This is a genomic window from Anoxybacillus sp. LAT27 (assembly GCF_022030075.1).
Classification (GTDB): domain Bacteria; phylum Bacillota; class Bacilli; order Bacillales; family Anoxybacillaceae; genus Anoxybacillus; species Anoxybacillus kestanbolensis.
Genome location: NZ_JAIWYK010000445.1, coordinates 212,390 through 232,675 on the forward strand (window position 1 = coordinate 212,390; position 20,286 = coordinate 232,675).

Here is a 20,286-nt window from a genome sequence, read left to right on the forward strand (position 1 = left end):
ATATAAATTTAAAGATTATTATTTCCCTTGTACGTCAGCCAATCACTTTAATTTGGAATTTAACCTCCAAATTAGATGTATCCGTTTTACATGGAGTAGCGGACATGTTTGGTTCAATGCCTAGCAAAACAAGGATTAGTGCTCGCACCTTTCCCTAGAACACATGTCCGCAGTGGCTCCATATTAAGCAACCGAATGTTTTTTTCTGTAAACAGAAGGGAGGAAATTTGCATAATTCCGCAGATTTTTGCTGGATGAACGTGCAAAAATCCGTTTGGATTTGCAAAAAAATGACCATTCTATTCCGAATTAACTTGATAATTTACAATAATACCCGAATTTAATACCTAAATATTAGATTTGGAACTACCAAGCTCGTATAGAATATAGATTTTTTTGTCCAGTTATATCCTTTGGTTATTTTTTTAAATGCAGATTTTGAAAGCTTTTTTGCTAAATAGTTAACAACTTTTTCTGCTGCCTTAGTTAATATGATATTAGAAAGAACCGGGAATAGATACCAAGTCAAAACTTGTTTTATTACATAACTGGCGGCTAAACCTGCACCAAAGCCTATACCTGTACTTATTAAAAATCCAGGAGTTAAATTAATTGTTACAGATATTTCTTGCCAACCTATATTTACCTTAATATAACTATTGAACCCTAAATCAAGTCGCTTTGAGTAGTGACCATTTGGATCAATAGAATTAACAGGGTTATTTTTCGTATACACATACTGATTCAAGCTTTGCGGCTCATTCTCAACCCCATGGAACGTATCTCTTGTCAAGAACCGCCCCATATTCGCCTCATAATACCGCGCCATTAGGTAGTATAGTCCGGTTTCCTCATCGTAATAATACCCGGCATAACGGTATGGGTTCGCTGTTGCCAGCGCACCGGTTTTGGACAGAATGTTACCCCATGCGTCATACTCGTATTGGGCGACGACATTTCCGCTTGCATCCGTCAATGCGACGACATCTCCATGACCGTTCAAATGATAGTAGTAAGTGGCTCCGGCTTTCGTCATCGTGACCGGGCGGCCCAATGCGTCCCACGTATATTCCGCTGTGATGTTGTTGTTGGCGTCTGTTTCATACAACAGACGAATCGAGTCGCCATCGTAGTGATAGTAAGTCGTACCGCTTGATGTTGTTTTGCTGATGCGTCTTCCTTGATGGTCATACGTATAGGTTGCGATCGTAGTGCCCGATGCGTTTTTTACTTGAATGAGACGGTTTTCGTCATCATACACAAACGTTTTGTTGCCGTTGTTCGTTAAATTCCCGTTCACATCATATGTGTATGCCTGTCCGTTAACGGCTGTTAGTTGGTCGGCGGCGTCATACGTGTACGTAGTCGTTGTAGTTGTTCCATTGTTGACGATTTTCTTCGTCCGGTTGCCAACCGCGTCGTATTCGTACGTAATCGCTGTTCCATCCGCTAGTGTTTCCTTTGTCAGCTGATTCAATGCATCATACTCATACGTAATCGTTCCATCTTTTGTTTCTACAGCTGTAATATCGCCATTCGCATCGTAACTGTAGAGGAAGTAGTTTAAAACATTTCCGTTGGCATCGAAATTTTTCAATGATTTTAGCTGATTGGCATCGTTATATTCATAAGCGGTATAAGTTCCATTGGCATGGATGATGGCCGAAATATTTCCGCGCTCATCGTACGTAAATCTCGCTAAATTCGCGCTGTTTCTTGACAAGACGACTAACTGGTCCAATGGATTATAGCTGTATCCAATCGTATCAGTCGTTGTACCAGCCGTAATGGATGTCGATGTAACATTTCCATTATCGTCATAACCGTAGGCAATGGCGTTCGATGATCCTTTGCTGATGCGAGTCAGACGGTTGTTTTTATCGTATGTGTACGTGGTTGCATTTCCATTGGCATCCGTCACCGATGTCACGTTGCCATTGGCATCGTAATTGAACGTCCATTTTGTTGTCCCGTTGTAAGCAACGGCAATGAGTCGGTTCAGCGCGTTGTAGCTATAGGATACGCGATCCCCGTTTGCATACGTAACCCCTGTAATATTCCCGTTTTTATCATAAGCAAACGATGTCGTTTGATTTAACGGGTTCTTGAAACTAGAGATTTGGTTCCACTCATTATACGTATAGTTAGTTGTATAATTCTTTGCATTAGTGACCGATGTTCGATTGCCCGCGCCGTCGTAACCATAGGTAGTCACATTTCCGTTTGGGTCGGTGACTTTGGTTAATTGGTTATTGTTGTTATATTCGTAAGAAGTCGTTTTTCCTTTTCCATCTGTGACGCTCGTTTGGTTTCCGATAGCATCGTATGTGTACGAAACCATATTTCCTGCCGGATCGGTGACTTTGGTGACGTAGTTTTTCTTTGCATCATACGTGTACGACGTCAGAGAAGCTCCTACTTCTAGACGCATTGCATCAAACCATGCTGTGCCCGTTTGATTATAATAGTAATAATACACGTCAATGTAATCGAAGGCCTGTTTCGGTTTTACTTCCGCGGCAACATGTTGCCAGTCAGTCTTCGCCTTATCAAAGTCGTTTGCATAACCCCAATCGGTTGTACCATTCGTATAGTGGATTGCTACTTGCAAGCTATAGTAACCGCCGTTTGGATTGGCTCCTTCTTGTTTGGACCATCCAGACAACGTAAGTTTAGTGTTGCTGTCGCCAGAAATATTAATCCGTTGTTTAATATGCTTATTTTTCCCAGACTCTCCTGTGATTTTAAATGACTTGCTTCCAACATATATATTCGCAACTGTTGTATCTAGTCCATCATTTGTTGATAAATTGCCGCTTGTCGTCCAATTGTCAGGAATTCCATCACTATTCATATCTCGCTCGAAGCTGGAATTATCAACAAGATTATAGGCGCTGACAACCGTTCCTTTCTCTAATTGGATCCCGTCGAAATAAGCAGTCCCAGAACCAGCGTTTACACCGACAGATACCCGAATCGTCTGAGTTCCCGATGGAGCATTATCCGCGACGACATGAAGCCGAGTCCAATCGTTCGTTCCTGCCAACCCATAAGAAATTTTTTGATTTAACCAGTTTCCTTGCGCATCAAAATATTCAACTTTAATAAGAGCTCTGGCAGACATGGACGATGTTTTTACATAACCGCTTGCCACATAAACTCCACCATCATACGGCTGCTTATCAGAACTGACAATCGCCCATCCGGTCGAATTCGAAATGCTGATCGCTTTATTCCCAAATTTGCTTGTTGTCGTCCAACTGAATGTAGCGATTTTCCCTGATTCTACGGCCTTTGTCCAGTTGTCTGGCCAATTATCCGCATTATGATCGAATTCGAAGCTAGAGTTACTTACCAAGTTATCAGCTGTAGACATTGGATACGTCGAATACTGCAAATTTCCCAGATTATCGTATCGCTGTGAAACTGATTGTGTATAAGGATCGATCGCTTCGGTTTGATTGTTATTTTGATCATAATCAAATGTGCTGACGTTGCTGTTGAAATCCTGCTCTTTGATAAGATTATTTTGCAAATCATACGTATATTGTGCCGACTGATTTTCTGGCAATTGAACGCTGACAATATTTCCTTTTTCGTCATATTGATAAATGAACGCTGCGGTTCCATTCGCCTTATTTTCATTTGGTTCCACTACTCGGGTTAAATTATTGTTATTATCATAATCGAATGTTGTCACAGCCTTGTTTTGAGCATCTAAAGGATTTTCTGTGATTTGAATAATATTGCCGTTAGCGTTGTACGTATAATCTACCCGTCTCCCTTCGCCATCTGTGACCGACGTAACACCATTGGTTTTGTCATATGAATAATTTGTGGTACTATTTGTAAGTGCGCCGTTAATCGTAATAGGGCGTTCAATGCTTGTTACGCGGTCGAGTGTATCATAACCAATTGTCGTCGTAATATTTCGGGCATTTTTAATACTTGTTAGATTATGATCCGAATCATACGTAAAAATGGTCGCGTTTCCTTGAGCATCCGTAACTTTCGTTAGGTTGCCGGAAGCATCATACTCATAAGAGATGGTTCTGTTTGCTGGGTCGGTGATACTCGATACATATCCGTTTGTTCCATAGGCAATCGTCGTCGTTCTTGCTGATGCATCTGTAATTGAAGCTAATTTTCCGTTTGCATTATAATTCAATGTAGTCGTGTTCCCATTTGTATCGACCATGCGAGAAAGTTTGCCATTTGTATTGAAATAAAGTTTCGTACCATCGGTTTTGGTTATTGTATAAGTGCCGTCCCCATTTTTGATTAGATCGAGATAGACACCACCAGCAGCTTCGTATCCCCCGCCAACTTTTTCACCAAAAATATGACGAGTATTATCTCCATCAACAAACGTAACTGGTCCACTGCCTGCATCCCAAATATTCATTTCGAGATTAGACATCCATCCATAACCAAACATCCCATTCGATCCGGACTTTCGGCTATTGTATGTTCTCGTAAATTCAACATCTTCGCCTAGACCAGAAATAGCAAGATCCGTTGTTTGTAAAACAAGGTTTCCGTTTGCTGGATTCACCCCATCTTTAGTGGTCGTCCAGAAAGATTCTTGGCCGATTGGCTCTACCCAATAATTAATCGTAATGCGCGGCGTATTAACACTATTGTTTACCGTATTAAATGTGCGATATGGAGAAGACGATTCGTTCTGCTGTTTCAGCATCAAGCCGTAGTTCGGCTGAATACCATTGTACCAGTCCTTGACCAACTGAGTGATATCCCAGCTCCAGTACGTATTGGCCGTATTGTTTGTTGTCGTTGATTCTTTTGTGCTTCGAATAGAAGGCTGATTATTCCAGGTAACAGAAGAAGACCAATTGCTTGTAATTCGATGTAAATCAATAGATACTTGTTGACCATCGGCATTTGTTTGATAGGCATTAAATGTAGCGCTGGAAATGACACTATCACTCGGAAGACTCGGAAGGTAAAATCTCACTAAAGCACGAGTCGTTCCGAAATAACTGTTGTAACCTGTATGCATGTATGTGTTGCTCGAATAGACAGAATCAGGAAAATTATAGGCAATAAAATTATCCCGCAAAACATCCCATTCATTGATCGTAGGGTCAATCGTTACCGGATATATGGTGTCTGGATCTTGTAAAAAGCTCTCATCTACTATCACATCAATATAAGTTTTGCCGCTATTTTGACGTAAATGAAAGGCAACTTGATCAGAATACTTGTGGTTCGCATCGAACATATATGGCTTTTCTAAGTACCACTTAGGGTTCCCTTTTGAGTCTTCAAAGACGATCGTTCCGTCTTTTTTAGCAACAGCCTTTACCCCTTTTAGTTTCATCTCAAAAGTAAAAGCATTGCTGGAAGGTTTATTGTTAAGAATAATATCCTCTTTGACCGCATTGCCTTGAAGGCGATATCGCACATCGGTTTGTTCAAATAACCCTTTATAAATGATTTCATTATTTTTCGCAACACCTTGCACATTTTTCGCATTTATTGGGATAAACGAAAGGATTCTATCATTTTCTTTGATCGAAACAAGTTCAGGTTGACTCGATTGTTTTGCGAATGTTACTTTGAAGGCGTTAGCCGTATTCTCAAACATATCGGCCCCGTTGGGTTTTAGATCGTTATTAATTTTTTTCCATTTCTTATCAAGAGGATCTTGATAAAATTGGGGTTGCAGGTATATCTCTTCAGTAAAGCTTCCATCCGGATTCAAGTATCTTGTCGAATACTTTGTCCGTCTGCTCTCGAGCTCTAATTTTGATTTTGGCCGTTTCGTGGGAAGATCACCAATGTTAGCTTCAATATTTCGGCTTTTTTGCACTACGCGTTCCGATTTCCCAGGAGCAGCTTGTGCAAATGGGGGGACGACAATACTAAAAATTAAACAACATGAGAGAATCATAGCCACATAGCGATAGTTAAATATCGACTTTCCTTCCACCTTATTCCCTTCCTCTCAGGATATGTTGATCATCCGGATGTCAATAAGATTATAGCAACGAAATACAAAGATACGTAATGATCCAAATAATGTAAATTATCAATCGTTTAAGATGACTATAAAAACCCGCCCGCACTCTCATTCGTTTGCTATTGCCAAAAGTTTATCCATCACGATTTTTCTCTGAGTTTTAACGTCTGGAAAAAAGCTTGTCACCTCTGTTTTTCGGCCATCATGAAATAACTACATACTCAACAGCCCAAACATTGTGATGAACAAGGGGGAAGAGATGATGAGAATATCTGATTTTCTTAAAAGATATCATTTGCATGGGAGTTTAATTAAGGGTCTTCACCATTTTCTGTGATTTCTACTCAATCCTAGAAACATGTTAGCTGGATGAAATAGGTTCATCAGTCAGGATCCTTCTTCCGCATACAGACCACGAAGTTGGTAGAATGGAAACAGTCAAGTGCTTTCCTTGACGGGTTCCATTCTACCAACTATCATACCGATAGCGGAAGAAGGGAGCGCTTAAGCAGCCTGACTACCTGTAGTGTTCCCTGTACACTCCAGAAATACACGCAAACGAAACCGTTCTAGATTTCGATAGCCATATGCCCGGCGTTTGATGTTTTTGATCTTGTGATTCGTCCCCTCAATTCGGGCATTCGTATATGGGCACAAAAAGTAGGAAAGAATAGGCTCCTTCCACCTTTCAAGCGTGTTGGCTGCTTCCTGAAAAGAAGCAAAAGGGCTCTGTTTGGCTAACTTAATCCATTCTTCCAAGCGTTCCTTTGCTTCATTATATCCATCGGTTCGGTAAAAATCCCGAAACAACTCTTTTAGATAATAAGCAATGGAAAGTACCAGATACTCCTCCAAGATATCGTCTAATCGACGCCGTTGGTCCTTACGAAGCTTTTCACAGCCTTTTAAGAGAAGATATCGAGCCTTTTTCAATGGAGAAAATTCCTTTCTTGCTTGATCCAAGGCTTGGGTCACTTTTTGAACCACATGGTACTTATCGATGACAATCGAAGCAGATGGAAACAGGGCGCGAACCGCCTTATGATAAGGTTCCCACATGTCAAGAATCACCGTTTGGACCATTTCTTTCGACAGGATATTTTGGCTCAACAAGTTGATGGCGGAGTCACATTGGCGATCGGCATGCATTCCCATGACCGATCCGTCTTTGGCATCCATCAATACGGTTTCATACTGATGTCCCTTTTTTACCGCGATCTCATCTAAGCTAAGCACCATCTCTTCTTGAGAAGATGCTTCTATCGCTGTTTGACGCTCTTTTGCTTTTTTCGATGCGATGGAGTAATAGATGCGTTCCAATGTCGTATATGGGATGCGGTGCTTTCGGCTAACCTCTTGAATGGCGGAGCCTTCACAAAGTTCATACAAGTACTCACAAAATCGATTAGTGTAATGTTGATTGGGCTGAATCGATTCCAAAGAGGCAGAAAACACTCGGGAACAATTCCAGCACCGATAGCGCTTTACCTTGACGAACAAGTACACCGGCTGATGGAAAATCGCCAAATCCCGTACTTTTCTTGTCCGTCTGTCGTGGACAGTGGAAGTGGCAAACCCACAATGAGGGCAGCGTTCCTGTGTCTCTGTTTTCTCTACATGAATCGCATAACCATAGGAAAGAAGTTCTTGTTTAATCACTTTAAATTCTGGCAATCCTAGTGATATAGAAAGCACTTACGAGACCCCCTTAATGTTGATTTCACCACTAACATTATTGCTAGGATCTCGTTAGTGCTTTCTCTTTTTTGTCACTAAATCACAAAATTTGGTGATGAACCAAAAATAAAAAGACTTGTCGAAGATTGTGACAAGTCTTTTGCTTTGTTATCACTTACTACCCAATAGAACGATTAGCATTACAATAAAATTCTATACTTGTTGAAATCGTATATGTTGCACCATTATAGGAATATTTTCCTGACACTGTAATGACGTATGTGCGCCCACTGTCAATTAATTCCACACTATATCCTGTCTGTGTCCACGTCCCACTGCCGGATGCTTTTGAGGAAATCGATTTAACTCCCGAAAACAGTTGTCTTTTGTGAACATCACTATACTGAGTTTTAAAAGTTCCTGTCACATACAAAGTTTGAACGGTTTGTCCAACTTGGATCGTTGTTGTTTTTGTCTTTGATGCAATCGATTGAGGAGTAATCGTCCCCGATTCTTTTATCCCCGTTTGATTCGAAGTTGCCAATGAATCTTTTCCTATGCCAAATAAAATTCCTCCAACAAGCATTACTGCTACTGCTATGCTTACAAATTGACGAATCATTTTAAAAATTCCTCCTTTCGTTTTGATAATTTGATTATACTTCACTTTTTTCCATTATTCACCGCCAACTTGATGTCGAACCCCGCCAATTTTGGCGGACTAGACAAAAAAACGCCCCCACCGATCCGCCAAGGACATAAAATCCCCCATCCAATGCCCGTGCATCAGATGGGGGTTCGCTTTACCCGCGCAATGTGGCGCCGAATTGTTGTTCGACCGCTTTGATGACTTGTTCGTGAACGTTTGTTATTTCTTCATCTGTTAATGTCCGCTCTGGGTCATAGTAACGGAGCGAGAAGGCGATCGATTTTTTGCCTTCCGGGAGGCGGTCGCCTTTGTAGACGTCGAAAATCGATACATCCTTCAACAGTTCACCGCCTGCCTCGATAATCGCTTTTTGCAACTCACCCGCGACGACATGCTCATCAACGACAAGGGCGATGTCGCGCGTAATCGACGGGAAGCGTGGAATCGCCGTATAGCGAATGTCGGCTACTTCCGCCTTCAACAATGCTTCAATGTCTAGTTCAAACACATACGTTTCTTTTAAATCAAATTGTTTTTGCACGTTCGGATGTAGCTGACCGATAAAACCAATTGTTTTGCCGTCTAGCAACATATCGGCCGTGCGCCCTGGATGAAGGTGCTCGCGTTTTGCTTGCTTATATTCCACGCGGTTTTCTAATCCTAGCAACGCAAACAAACCATCTAAAATTCCTTTAACGACATAGAAGTCAACTGCTTTTTTCTCCCCTTGCCATAAATGGGCGTGCCATACACCTGTCAAAACGCCTGCGAGACGTTCTTTTTCGTTCGGCAGTTCATGTTCGCCGTTAGCTAAATATACCGAGCCGATTTCGTATAGCGCTACGTTTTCGACTTGGCGGGCACGGTTATAGCTTGCTGCTTCCAATAAGTGCGGCACTAAGCTTTGCCGTAAGACGCTTCGTTCTTCGCTCATTGGAAGAGCAAGACGAATCGGTTCCGCCGTTTCAAGCGCAAACATCATTGCTTTTGCTTCGTTTGTGAGCGAGTACGTAATCGCTTGGAACAAGCCTGCATCTTCTAAATAACGGCGCACGTGACGACGTTTTGCTTGATATGGCGTTAATTTCCCCGGCTTTGCTTCGCCGATCGGCAATGTCGCAGGTAAATGGTCGTAGCCATATAGACGCGCCACTTCTTCAATGATGTCTTCTTCAATTGTAATGTCTGCACGACGCGACGGAACGGTAATCGTAAACGTACCGTCATGTTCTGTAAACGCGAATTGCAAGTTTGTTAAAATATTCGCAACTTCTTCTTTCGTAATGGCTGTGCCAAGCACGCGATTGATACGATCTAACGTAATCGTGACAACAACATCTTTTTGTTGCAGTGTGTTCACTTCCACAACGCCGCCAACGACTTCTCCGCCAGCATATTCCGCCATTAACGCAGCCGCGCGATCAAGCGCTTCTTTTGTCCGCGCTGGATCGATTCCTTTTTCAAACCGTGTGCTCGACTCGCTGCGCAATCCGTGATCTTTGACCGCTTGGCGAACAACCGAACTTGCGAAATACGCGGACTCAATAAACACGGTCGTTGTGTCATTTTTTACTTCCGAGTTCGCACCGCCCATCACACCAGCTAAAGCGACAGGCTCTTTCCCGTTCGTAATGACGAGATGGTTTTCTGTAAGCGTGCGCTCTACATCATCAAGCGTCACGATCGTTTCACCGTTTTTCGCACGGCGAACGACAATTTCTTTCGAACCGAGGCGATCATAGTCAAACGCATGAAGCGGTTGACCATATTCAAGCAAAATGTAGTTCGTAATATCAACAACGTTATTGTGTGGACGAATGCCAGCTGCCATTAAACGCGCTTGCATCCAAAGAGGGGATGGACCGATTTTCACGTTTTTCACAATGCGTCCCGCATATAACGGATTATCTTCTTGTGCATCGACCCGTACAGAAATGTAGTCATGAACGTTTTCGTCGTTTTCTTTCAACTCAATGGCCGGAAGCTTCACGCTCCGCCCTAAAATCGCTGCCACTTCATAAGCGACGCCGATCATGCTTAAACAATCAGCACGGTTTGGTGTTAAACTAAGCTCCAACACTTCATCATCCAAGTAAAGTAGTTCTAGCGCATCCGCTCCGACCGGTGCATCGCTTGGGAAAACGAAAATGCCATCGGCGTATTCTTTCGGCACTAATTTCGACTCCACGCCAAGTTCTTGTAACGAACAAATCATGCCGTTCGATTCTTCACCGCGCAGTTTTGCGCGTTTAATTTTAAAGTTGCCGGGCAATACGGCACCAACTTTAGCCACCGCAACTTTTTGTCCTTTTGCCACGTTCGGCGCCCCGCAAATGATTTGCACCGGTTCCTCTTCGCCAATATCAACGAAACATTTGCTTAATTTATCAGCGTTCGGATGTTGTTCACGCTCAAGCACATGTCCGATGACGACACCTTGTATTCCTTTATTGCGCACCTCGACGCTTTCCACTTCAATACCTGCTTTTGTGATGCGATCAGCCAATTCTTTTGCGGTAATGCCTGTTAAATCGACATATTGTTGTAGCCATTTATATGAAACAAACATCGTTCCAACCTCCTTTTACATCCGATTAAATTGTTGTAAGAAACGAACATCATTTTGATAAAAATGACGAATATCATCAATGCCGTACTTCAACATCGCAATACGCTCCGGCCCCATCCCGAACGCAAAGCCTGTATATTTTTTCGAATCAAATCCTGCCATCTCCAGCACGTTCGGATGAACCATTCCTGCCCCTAAAATTTCAATCCAACCTGTTCCTTTACATACGCTGCAACCGTGTCCACCGCAATTGGCACATGATACGTCCACTTCAACAGACGGCTCTGTAAATGGGAAAAAACTTGGACGGAAGCGAATGTCGCGGTCTTCTCCAAACATTTTGCGCGCAAATTCGCGCAACGTTCCTTTTAAGTCGCTCATGCGAATGTTTTCGTCCACAACGAGCCCTTCAATTTGCGTAAATTGATGCGAATGTGTCGCATCGTCGTTGTCGCGACGATATACTTTTCCCGGGCAAATGATTTTTACTGGACCGCGTCCTTGATGTTTTTCCATCGTGCGCGCTTGCACCGGAGACGTATGTGTACGCAATAAAATTTCCTCTGTAATATAAAATGAATCTTGCATATCGCGCGCTGGATGACCTTTTGGCAAATTGAGCGCTTCAAAGTTGTAGTAATCTTGCTCTACTTCTGGACCTTCGGCAATCGTATAGCCCATGCCGATAAACAAATCTTCAATTTCTTCAATAACGCGCGTGAGTGGATGATGATTGCCACGTCTCATTGGACGCCCTGGAAGCGTGACATCAATCGCTTCAGATGCCAATTTTTTCTCTACTTCTTCTTGTTCAAGTGTTGCTTGTTTTGCTTCTAATGCTCGTTGAATCGCTTCGCGTACGTCGTTGACAAGTGCTCCCATGAGCGGGCGCTCTTCAGGCGACAATGCCCCCATCCCGCGCAGCACTTCTGTAATGGGGCTTTTTTTTCCAAGATACGCCACGCGCACATCGTTTAACGTTTTTAAATCGGCTGCTTGCTCAATTTGAACGAGCGCTTCTTGTTGAAGCTGTTGTAACCGTTCTTTCATGAAATACCCTCCTTTGTTATGTATAAAAATAAAAAACTCGCCCCTTAAGTAAGGGACGAGTGCACTCGCGGTACCACCCTTGTTAGCTATGCAATCAACATAGCTCACTTCATTGCGATAACGGTCTACACCGGAACGCCTTTACATTTTGCATGCGCAAAATGGTCCAAGCGCCAACTCCCGAGGTGAATTCACTTGCTTAAGCCATAAAAACGCTCGCAGTCTATGGCGTTTTCTCCCTGAATGGCGATCGGCAAGCTACTCTTCTCGATCATCGTTTTTTGTATGATGAAATTCTTCATTTATTATAAGCAAATGGGGAATAACGTGCAAGGTTGCGTTTATTTTTTCTGCAAATGGTAAAGTAAAATCCCTGTTGCAACGGCTACGTTTAACGATTCTGCCTTCCCATAAATCGGCACATATAAGTTTGTTGTCGTCTGTTGTAGCCACTTATCGCTTACCCCGCTTCCCTCATTTCCAACAATTAATGCAAACGATGAAGAAGGAGATACAGAACGGTAGTCTGCCCCATTTTGCAGCGATGTTCCATAAATGGGGATATGCTTGTTTTGGAAGCGAGCGATCCATTGCCCTATGTCCCCTTTGACAACAGGAAAATGAAACAACGAACCTTGCGTGGCGCGAATCACTTTTGCGTTATATATATCGACGCTTCCTTCTCCGACAACGACAACGTCTATTCCTGCAGCATCTGCTGTGCGAATAATCGTCCCTAAGTTTCCGGGATCTTGTACTGCATCAACGAACAACGCTGTTTGCACATCATCCACGTTCCAATGCATTTGTTTACATACCGCTGCAATGCCTTGCGGTGTTTCTGTGTCGCTTATCGCTTTTATCACTTCATCGGTCACGATCGTCATCGGAATATGAGAAATATTCCAACTAGCTGGAATGGACGCATGCTCAACAACGATCAATTGTTCAATGTGCACACCGCTTTTCACTGCTTCTTCTACTAAATGAAATCCTTCAATGAGAAACAGACCGGTTTTGTCGCGCCCTTTTTTCGTTAAAAGCTTTTTCCATTGTTTCACCCGCTCGTTTTTCGGCGATTCAATTCGCTTCACTCGTTTTTCCCCCAATGTTTCGCAATAAATTCATCACGTCCAGATGCCGCTCGGTCTTCCTTATAATGTTTTGGGTTTTTCTTATGGTAGTTTTGATGGTAGTCCTCAGCTGGATAAAATGTCGTCGCCGGTAAAATGTTTGTCACAATCGGTTTTGAAAAACGTCCACTTTCTTCTAATTGTTTTTTTGATTGTTCAGCTAATGCTTTTTGCCGTTCATTATGATAAAAAATTGCTGTTCGATATTGTGGGCCACGGTCGTGAAATTGCCCCCCGTCATCCGTCGGATCAATTTGACACCAATACAACTCTAACAATTTTTCATACGGAAATACATCGGGATCAAACGTAATTTGTACCGCTTCATAATGTCCTGTCGTTCCTGTTTTCACTTGTTCATACGTCGGATGTTCCACATGACCGCCTGTGTATCCAGAAACGATGCCGTAAATCCCATCAAGTTCTTCAAACGGCGTAACCATGCACCAAAAACACCCACCAGCAAATGTTGCTTTTTCCATGTTTCTCTCTCCTCTTTTATGAATAGTAGTTATCATTATAGCAAAAACTACTTACGCAATACATAAAGAATGGAGTGAGTCAAATGGATTTTAATTTACGTGGTGCCGTTATGGCAAACGTCGCAAACAGTTCAAAAGACCAGCTTCAACATACGATCGTTGATGCGATTCAACAAGGTGAAGAAAAATATTTACCCGGTCTTGGTGTCTTATTCGAAGCACTATGGAATCACGCGACAGAAGAACAAAAACAATCGATGCTTGAAACATTAGAAAAAGCCGTAAAAAAATAGCCTTCGCATTGAAGGCTATTTATATTTAAGGGGGATCTTCATTTTCTAAACGCTTTTAACTTCTTAGATATTTCCTTTGTTTGCGTATATATTTCCTTATACACCAAGAAAATTTCCTTGTACCTCTCTACCGCTTCGTTATTTGGCTCGACAATTTGTTCTACCTTTTTAAATACACGAGCACAATGTTCTAAGGATGGGAACCACTTACACCCATAAGCTGCAATCATCGCAGCACCCATGCTCGGTCCCTGCTCGTTTTTTAACTTTTCAATTGGGGTAGCAAATATATCCGCTTGAATTTGTAACCACTCTGCACTTTTAGCGCCCCCTCCAATTGAAACGACGGTATCTATTCGTTTTCCGCTTGCTCTAATAATTTCAACCGATTCATTTAAAGAAAATGTAATTCCTTCTAAAACAGCACGAGCAAAATCCCATATCGTATGAGTAGCATCCACTCCGATGAAAGAGGATCGAATATCTGCATCTGCATAAGGTGTTCTCTCTCCGACTAAATATGGCGTAAACAATAATCCATTTGCCCCAATAGGTGATTGACTATACGCTCGTTTGACAATTTCGGAAAAGGACATATCATTTAGCAACGTGCGCTTGAACCAATCAAAACTATATCCGGCAGCTAATGTTACGCCCATAATGTAGTACGAATCTGGTTTTGCATGATTAAAATAATGTACTTTTCCTCCAAATTCCTTTCCACCTGTTTGCTCAAATGCAAGCACAACACCAGATGTCCCAATACTACACATCGTTTGTCCTTCTTCTAATATACCTGCACCAATCGCACCACATGCGTTGTCTGCTCCCCCAGCAAATACTTTTACACTTGTTGGAAGACCTGTTTTTTCCGCTATTTCAGGTAACAACGTACCAACATAATCGGTAGCTTCCACTAATGGGGGACATAACCGAATGTCGATATCAAGTAATTGACAAATTTCTTGACTCCATTCTTTTTTTCTTATATCAAGAAGTAACGTTCCTGCCGCATCGGAATATTCCATGGCAACATGGCCAGTAAGGCGCATGCGAACATAATCTTTCGGCAATAAAAACGTACGAGCTTGCTTATAAAGATGGGGTTCATGTTTTTTCACCCATAATAATTTTGGTAATGTAAATCCTTCAAGTGCCCGATTTTTTGTAATGGATAACAATTTCTCATTTCCAATTCTCTCTTCAATCCATCGACATTGTTCCGTCGTTCTTGTATCGTTCCAAAGAATAGCTGGTCGCACAACCTCATTGTTTTCAGATAATAACACTAACCCGTGCATTTGCCCAGAAAAACTGATGCCAACAATCGAACTTGGATCAACATTTGATACTTGCAACACTTTTCGCAATGCAGTAATCGTTTTTTCTACCCAATCTTCTGGGTTTTGTTCGTTATATCCTGAATGTGGTTGGTAAAGGGGATACGCTTCCGTACTCTCCCCTTTGATCTTTCCTGTCCAGTCAATGAGTAATGCTTTAACTGCACTTGTTCCTAAATCAATACCAATGACGTGTTCCAAGTTCATCCCTCATTTCATTAACGTCCTGCACAAACTTCGAGTAAATATTGATTAAGCAACGTTTTCAAACGCTCTTGACGTCCTGAATGATTGTGGATATCCCCAAGTTGCAATGCATATGTCTCTAGCGTATGAAAATTGGCTCTACCCTCAACAATGTCGCGACCAATTCCTTCAGTATAACTCTTGTATCGTTCCTCAATGACGGATTCAAATACACGATCTTCAATTAGGCGGTGTGCAACTTTTAGTCCAATTGCAAAGCTATCCATACCGGCAATATGAGCGTAAAATAAGTCCTCCGGTTCGAACGAGCCACGTCTTACCTTAGCATCGAAATTTAATCCACCACGGCCAAGTCCGTCATTTTGTAAAATTTCATACATCGCAAGTGTTGTTGTATATAGATCCGTTGGAAATTCATCTGTATCCCAACCAAGCAACGTATCTCCTTGATTTGCATCAACAGAACCTAACATGTTATGAATGCGTGCAACTCGCAATTCATGTTCGAATGTATGTCCGGCCAATGTCGCATGGTTAGCTTCAATATTAAATTTAAAATAATCTTTTAGTCCATATGTTTGTAAAAATGCTAACGCTGTAGCGACATCAAAATCATACTGATGTTTCGTTGGTTCTTTCGGTTTTGGCTCAATTAAGAATTGTCCATCAAAACCAATTTCTTTTGCGTAGTCAACAGCCATATGCAAGAAACGGGCTAAATTGTCAAGCTCTAGCTTCATGTCGGTGTTCAATAACGTTTCATACCCTTCTCGCCCGCCCCAAAATACATAGTTTTCTGCACCGAGCCGCTTAGCGATTTCTAGTCCCTTTTTCACTTTCGCCGCCGCATATGCAAACACATCAGCATTGCAAGAAGTGGCTGCGCCGTGTACAAAACGTGGATGCGTAAATAAGTTAGCTGTATTCCAAAGCAACTTTGTTTTACTCGTCTTCATATATTGTTCAATCATATCAACGATTTCATCTAAGTTTCTATATGTCTCTACAAGATTATCTCCCTCTGGCGCAATATCAACATCATGAAAGCAGAAAAATGGAATGTCCAACTTTTCAAATAATTCAAACGCTGCTTCAACACGTGCTTTTGCTAAATCCATGCCACTATATCGATTCCAAGGACGAATAGCTGTTCCAACACCAAAAGGATCCGATCCATCTCCTACAAACGTATGCCAGTATGCCACTGAAAAGCGCAAATGCTCCTCCATTGTTTTATCCCCTATTTTTTCTTGAGGATTATAGAACTTAAAAGCAAGCGGGTTCTTCGATGTTGGCCCTTCATAAACTACCTTGTTAACGTTTTCAAAATAAACCATGTCGGATTCCTCCCCGATTTTTATAAAATCTTCAAGTTGAATTATAACAGGTTTAAGTTAGTTTGTCTATCTAATAAACAAAGTTGTCACAATTCTTTTTCCAATCGAAATTAATTGCGTCCAAAAAAGCTTGTGCAATAACCATATGCCCTGGTGCTGACGGATGAATACGGTCCCAAGCTAACGCAGCAGGATAAAAAAATTTTAGTAATCTATCAAAGGCCTCTTGTATATCGACGAATAGGCTATCTGTTTCTTTCGCGATTTTTTTTACAACTGAACCATATTGATCCATTGTACAACGCATGGCATCTAATTTGTTACTTTCTATATAAAATGGCGACATAAGAATGATCCCTTCGACTGAATGTCTTGTTTCTGTAACAAGTGTTCGCAATGTTTCTTCATATTCATCTAAGTACACATGCTTTTCTTTCATAAAAGGAGTATCGTACTGACGCCAAACGTCATTAATTCCAATTAAGATTGATAGCCAGTTCGGCCGCTCATGCATAACATCTTCTTGCCACCTCCCCTTCAAATCTCGGACATTATTTCCACTGACCCCTTTGTTAATAACACGAATCCCCATCTCTGGATAATTTACTTGCAGTAGAGCGTTTACATAAGAGACGTAACCCGCTCCTAATTCATTATCCTTGTCTTTTGTACGGTTACATTCGGTTATCGAATCACCGATAAATAACAGCTTATGCCCTCGTCCAATCTTCATTTTTATCCTCCTCCAAAATTCAAAAAACAGGAAAATAATTTAACTAAACTATTTGAAACACAGGCCTTTCACCAATAAAATGAACAGGGATATTAGGAAACGTTGACTGCAATTGCTCCGCCAAATATTTCATTCCTGGCTCTTCACTCTCAGAATGGCCAAGCACGATTAAAGACTTATGTTTATCTTGTTGTAAGGAATCTCTCACATACTCTGGAACCTCCCATTCTGGACCTTCTCCATAAATAATTAAATCTAACTTTTCTTGTTCAAATAAAGGGATGCATAATTCCCCACTCCCCCTATAACCTACTAACACTCCAATTCGTGTACAATACATAGACAAATCTCCAGTGACCCGCACAAATGGAATTTGCAACTGCCTCTTCACATATTCAACAATATCGCTTAATGTTGTAGGAGGAATGGAAATTATTGTTGTATGCAAGCGATGATTAGAAACATATTTTTCCCATCCTAAAGCACGGAGCAAGCCAAGCATTATGCCGTCGGGCTTTTGTCGATGCAAATAATCATGGAAACGATAAACCGCTATACCTGACTCTCGAATTAAGCGTAGCTTCTCTTGATATACTGAATCATTTTGGAACATTACCATATGATCACTATGACTATAAAATAATCCTTCATGTGTGATAAGAAGATTAGCCCTCCTCAGAATCGTTTGCTCTATGACATAATAAGTAGGCATAAAACTCACCGAAATCCCTTTTACTTCCATGTTGATTTTACCATACTTGAGGGAGTCTACAGTATTAGGAACTTTTTCTACTCCCTTCATTAATTGATCAACTACATGCTGAACAGTAATCCGCATACTCTTTTATCCTTTCGAAAAAATCACGTTGATTAATATCTCCGAACTATACTCCTGAATATGCTAAAAAACCGCCATCTACAGGTATAATCGTTCCTGTTACAAAACCACTCATCCGATCATCCACCAACCAAACTAATGTCCCTAACAAATCTTCTGGATTACCTAATCTTCTCATAGGGGTATGAGATATAATTTTCCTCGTGCGCTCTGTGTATGAACCATCCACATGTTTAAGAAGATGCTCATTTTGTTTTGTCAAAAAAAATCCCGGAGCTATCGCATTAACACGTACCCCCACCTCAGCCACATGTACAGCAAGCCACTTTGTGAAATTTTCGACTCCAGCTTTTGCTGCGCTATATGCAGGTACTTTCGTCATCGGCCTCGGAGCGCTCATTGAGGAAATGTTAATGATCGTTCCCCCTCTACCAATCATCTGTTTAAGGAACAGTTGCGATGGAATGAGTGTACCGAGAATATTTAAATTGAAAACATATTCAAAACCTTCCTTAGTCAAGTCAAAAAAAGTTATAATTTCTTTATTTCCTAAATCCCACAGTTCTAGAACTTCTTTTGACGTGATCCCTTTCGAATGATTACCACCTGCACCATTAATAAGTACATCACATGATCCATAAGTAGCGAGAACTTCTTCAGCAGCTTTAGTTACACTACCCACATCCAACACATTACATTCAATAGCTAAAGCTTCTCCACCACTTTTCATAATATCTTCTTTCACTTGCTCCGCCTTCTCAAGCGTTCGATTCAAAATAGCTACTTTCATACCTTGACGAGCCAACTCTTTTGCCATGTAACTACATAAAGTGCCTCCGCCACCTGTTACAACTGCTACTTTCCCTTTTAAATTTTGATGAATGGGTATCATCTATTTATCCCCTTCCCTGTCTCTCTTTTCTCGTTCTCCAAACTATCCCAAATACCTAACAAATACATAATGCCAAGAGCTCGATCATACAATCCATAACCCGGCCGTGCTTTCTCTCCCCATATTGTTCGACCATGATCTGGACGAATATAACCTTTGAAATCTAATTCATGCAAAACTTTCACAATCTCGCATATGTTTAATGAGCCGTCGCAGCTGCGATGTGACGTTTCTTCAAAATTTCCATTTTCGAAGGTTTTTATATTTCTTACATGAACAAACGGTACACGCTTTCTCTCTAAAAAATATCTAAATATTTCGACCACATCGTTATTTGGGCTTGCCCCTAATGATCCAGAGCATAGAGTCAATCCATTTGAATGGCTATCAACCATATTGGTTATTATTTCTAAATCTCTTTTATCCTTTACAACGCGAGGTAGGCCGAACACTGACCACGGTGGATCGTCCGGATGAATAGCCATTTGAACACCACATTCCTCTGCGACTGGAATAATTTGTTCCAAAAAGTAACGTAAGTGATCCAATAAATCATCCTCTGTTACCCCTTTATATAATTTGAGGAAATACTTTATTGTTTTCAATCGTTTCGGTTCCCATCCGGGAAGTAAAAAACCATTTGACCCATTCTCAATAAATCTTACTATTTCTTCTGGCTCTATTTCTTCAATCTTTTCCCTTTCATAAGCTAATACACTTGCACCATCTGGACGCACTTTCGCTAAATCAGATCGAATCCAGTCAAAAACAGGCATAAAGTTATAACAAATCACTCTCACCCCTGCTTTTGAAAGATTGCGAATCGTTTGTTTATAATTGTTAATGTACACCTCCCTAGATCGAAGGCCTAACTTAATATCTTCATGAACATTAACACTTTCAATTACATGAAGATGAAAACCTTTTTCGTTAACTCGGTGTTTTAGCTGTAATATATCTTCTAGAGGCCAAGTTTCTCCGACCGGAATATGGTATAGCGCGCCTACAATTCCTTCAACACCTGGAATTTGTCGAATGTCGTCTAGTGAAACTGTATCATTTTCTTCTCCAAACCATCGAAACGTCATTTTCATGATCTACCT

14 protein-coding genes and 1 other annotated feature are annotated in these 20,286 nt (G+C 41.4%); of the genes, 1 reads left to right on the top strand and 13 read right to left on the bottom strand.

Features of this window, described 5'->3' with window-relative positions:
• Positions 1-340: 340 nt before the first annotated feature.
• From LD028_RS16675 to msrA, 7 genes are all read right to left on the bottom strand, one after another.
• Positions 341-5,953, bottom strand: a complete 5,613-nt coding sequence (locus LD028_RS16675; protein ID WP_237812427.1) for a DNRLRE domain-containing protein — start codon at positions 5,951-5,953, stop codon at positions 341-343.
• A 534-nt stretch (positions 5,954-6,487) separates the two neighbouring features.
• The gene (locus LD028_RS16680; RefSeq protein ID WP_043967848.1) at positions 6,488-7,678 is read right to left on the bottom strand and encodes an ISL3 family transposase; all 1,191 of its coding nucleotides are present in this window, start codon (positions 7,676-7,678) and stop codon (positions 6,488-6,490) included.
• 160 nt (positions 7,679-7,838) lie between these two features.
• Positions 7,839-8,282, bottom strand: a complete 444-nt coding sequence (locus tag LD028_RS16685; RefSeq protein WP_237812428.1) for a hypothetical protein — start codon at positions 8,280-8,282, stop codon at positions 7,839-7,841.
• 181 nt (positions 8,283-8,463) lie between these two features.
• Entirely contained in the window at positions 8,464-10,878 is a 2,415-nt protein-coding gene (pheT, locus tag LD028_RS16690) for a phenylalanine--tRNA ligase subunit beta (protein ID WP_237812429.1), read from the bottom strand.
• A gap of 15 nt (positions 10,879-10,893) precedes the next feature.
• Positions 10,894-11,928 (bottom strand): phenylalanine--tRNA ligase subunit alpha, encoded by a 1,035-nt coding sequence (pheS, locus tag LD028_RS16695; protein ID WP_237812430.1) that lies wholly within the window; start codon positions 11,926-11,928, stop codon positions 10,894-10,896.
• 48 nt (positions 11,929-11,976) lie between these two features.
• Positions 11,977-12,212 (bottom strand) — a binding site (T-box leader).
• Positions 12,213-12,269: 57 nt separating this feature from the next.
• Positions 12,270-13,022, bottom strand: a complete 753-nt coding sequence (locus LD028_RS16700) for a TrmH family RNA methyltransferase (RefSeq protein ID WP_237812431.1) — start codon at positions 13,020-13,022, stop codon at positions 12,270-12,272.
• A complete protein-coding gene (gene msrA / locus LD028_RS16705) occupies positions 13,019-13,543 on the bottom strand; it encodes a peptide-methionine (S)-S-oxide reductase MsrA (RefSeq protein ID WP_237812432.1) in 525 nt (174 codons plus the stop codon). The genes LD028_RS16700 and msrA overlap by 4 nt, the downstream gene beginning before the upstream one ends.
• 83 nt (positions 13,544-13,626) lie before the next feature.
• Here msrA and sspI point away from each other — a divergent pair, with 83 nt between their 5' ends.
• Positions 13,627-13,836, top strand: coding sequence for a small acid-soluble spore protein SspI (sspI, locus tag LD028_RS16710; protein WP_035018475.1), 210 nt, complete (start codon positions 13,627-13,629; stop codon positions 13,834-13,836).
• A gap of 38 nt (positions 13,837-13,874) precedes the next feature.
• Here sspI and xylB read toward each other — a convergent pair whose 3' ends face one another.
• From xylB to uxuA, 6 genes are all read right to left on the bottom strand, one after another.
• Positions 13,875-15,377 carry a xylulokinase gene (gene xylB, locus LD028_RS16715; protein WP_237812433.1) on the bottom strand — a complete coding sequence of 501 codons (1,503 nt, stop codon included), beginning with the start codon at positions 15,375-15,377 and terminating at the stop codon, positions 13,875-13,877.
• A 17-nt stretch (positions 15,378-15,394) separates the two neighbouring features.
• Positions 15,395-16,720, bottom strand: coding sequence for a xylose isomerase (gene xylA, locus LD028_RS16720; protein WP_237812434.1), 1,326 nt, complete (start codon positions 16,718-16,720; stop codon positions 15,395-15,397).
• A 70-nt stretch (positions 16,721-16,790) separates the two neighbouring features.
• The gene (locus LD028_RS16725; RefSeq protein ID WP_237812435.1) at positions 16,791-17,453 is read right to left on the bottom strand and encodes an SGNH/GDSL hydrolase family protein; all 663 of its coding nucleotides are present in this window, start codon (positions 17,451-17,453) and stop codon (positions 16,791-16,793) included.
• Positions 17,454-17,496: 43 nt separating this feature from the next.
• Positions 17,497-18,291 (bottom strand): Nif3-like dinuclear metal center hexameric protein, encoded by a 795-nt coding sequence (locus LD028_RS16730; protein ID WP_237812436.1) that lies wholly within the window; start codon positions 18,289-18,291, stop codon positions 17,497-17,499.
• A 46-nt stretch (positions 18,292-18,337) separates the two neighbouring features.
• Positions 18,338-19,183 carry an SDR family oxidoreductase gene (locus LD028_RS16735; RefSeq protein WP_032100304.1) on the bottom strand — a complete coding sequence of 282 codons (846 nt, stop codon included), beginning with the start codon at positions 19,181-19,183 and terminating at the stop codon, positions 18,338-18,340.
• On the bottom strand, positions 19,180-20,277 hold the full coding sequence (gene uxuA, locus LD028_RS16740) for a mannonate dehydratase (RefSeq protein ID WP_219985242.1): 1,098 nt from the start codon (positions 20,275-20,277) through the stop codon (positions 19,180-19,182). The genes LD028_RS16735 and uxuA overlap by 4 nt, the downstream gene beginning before the upstream one ends.
• Positions 20,278-20,286 lie beyond the last annotated feature (9 nt).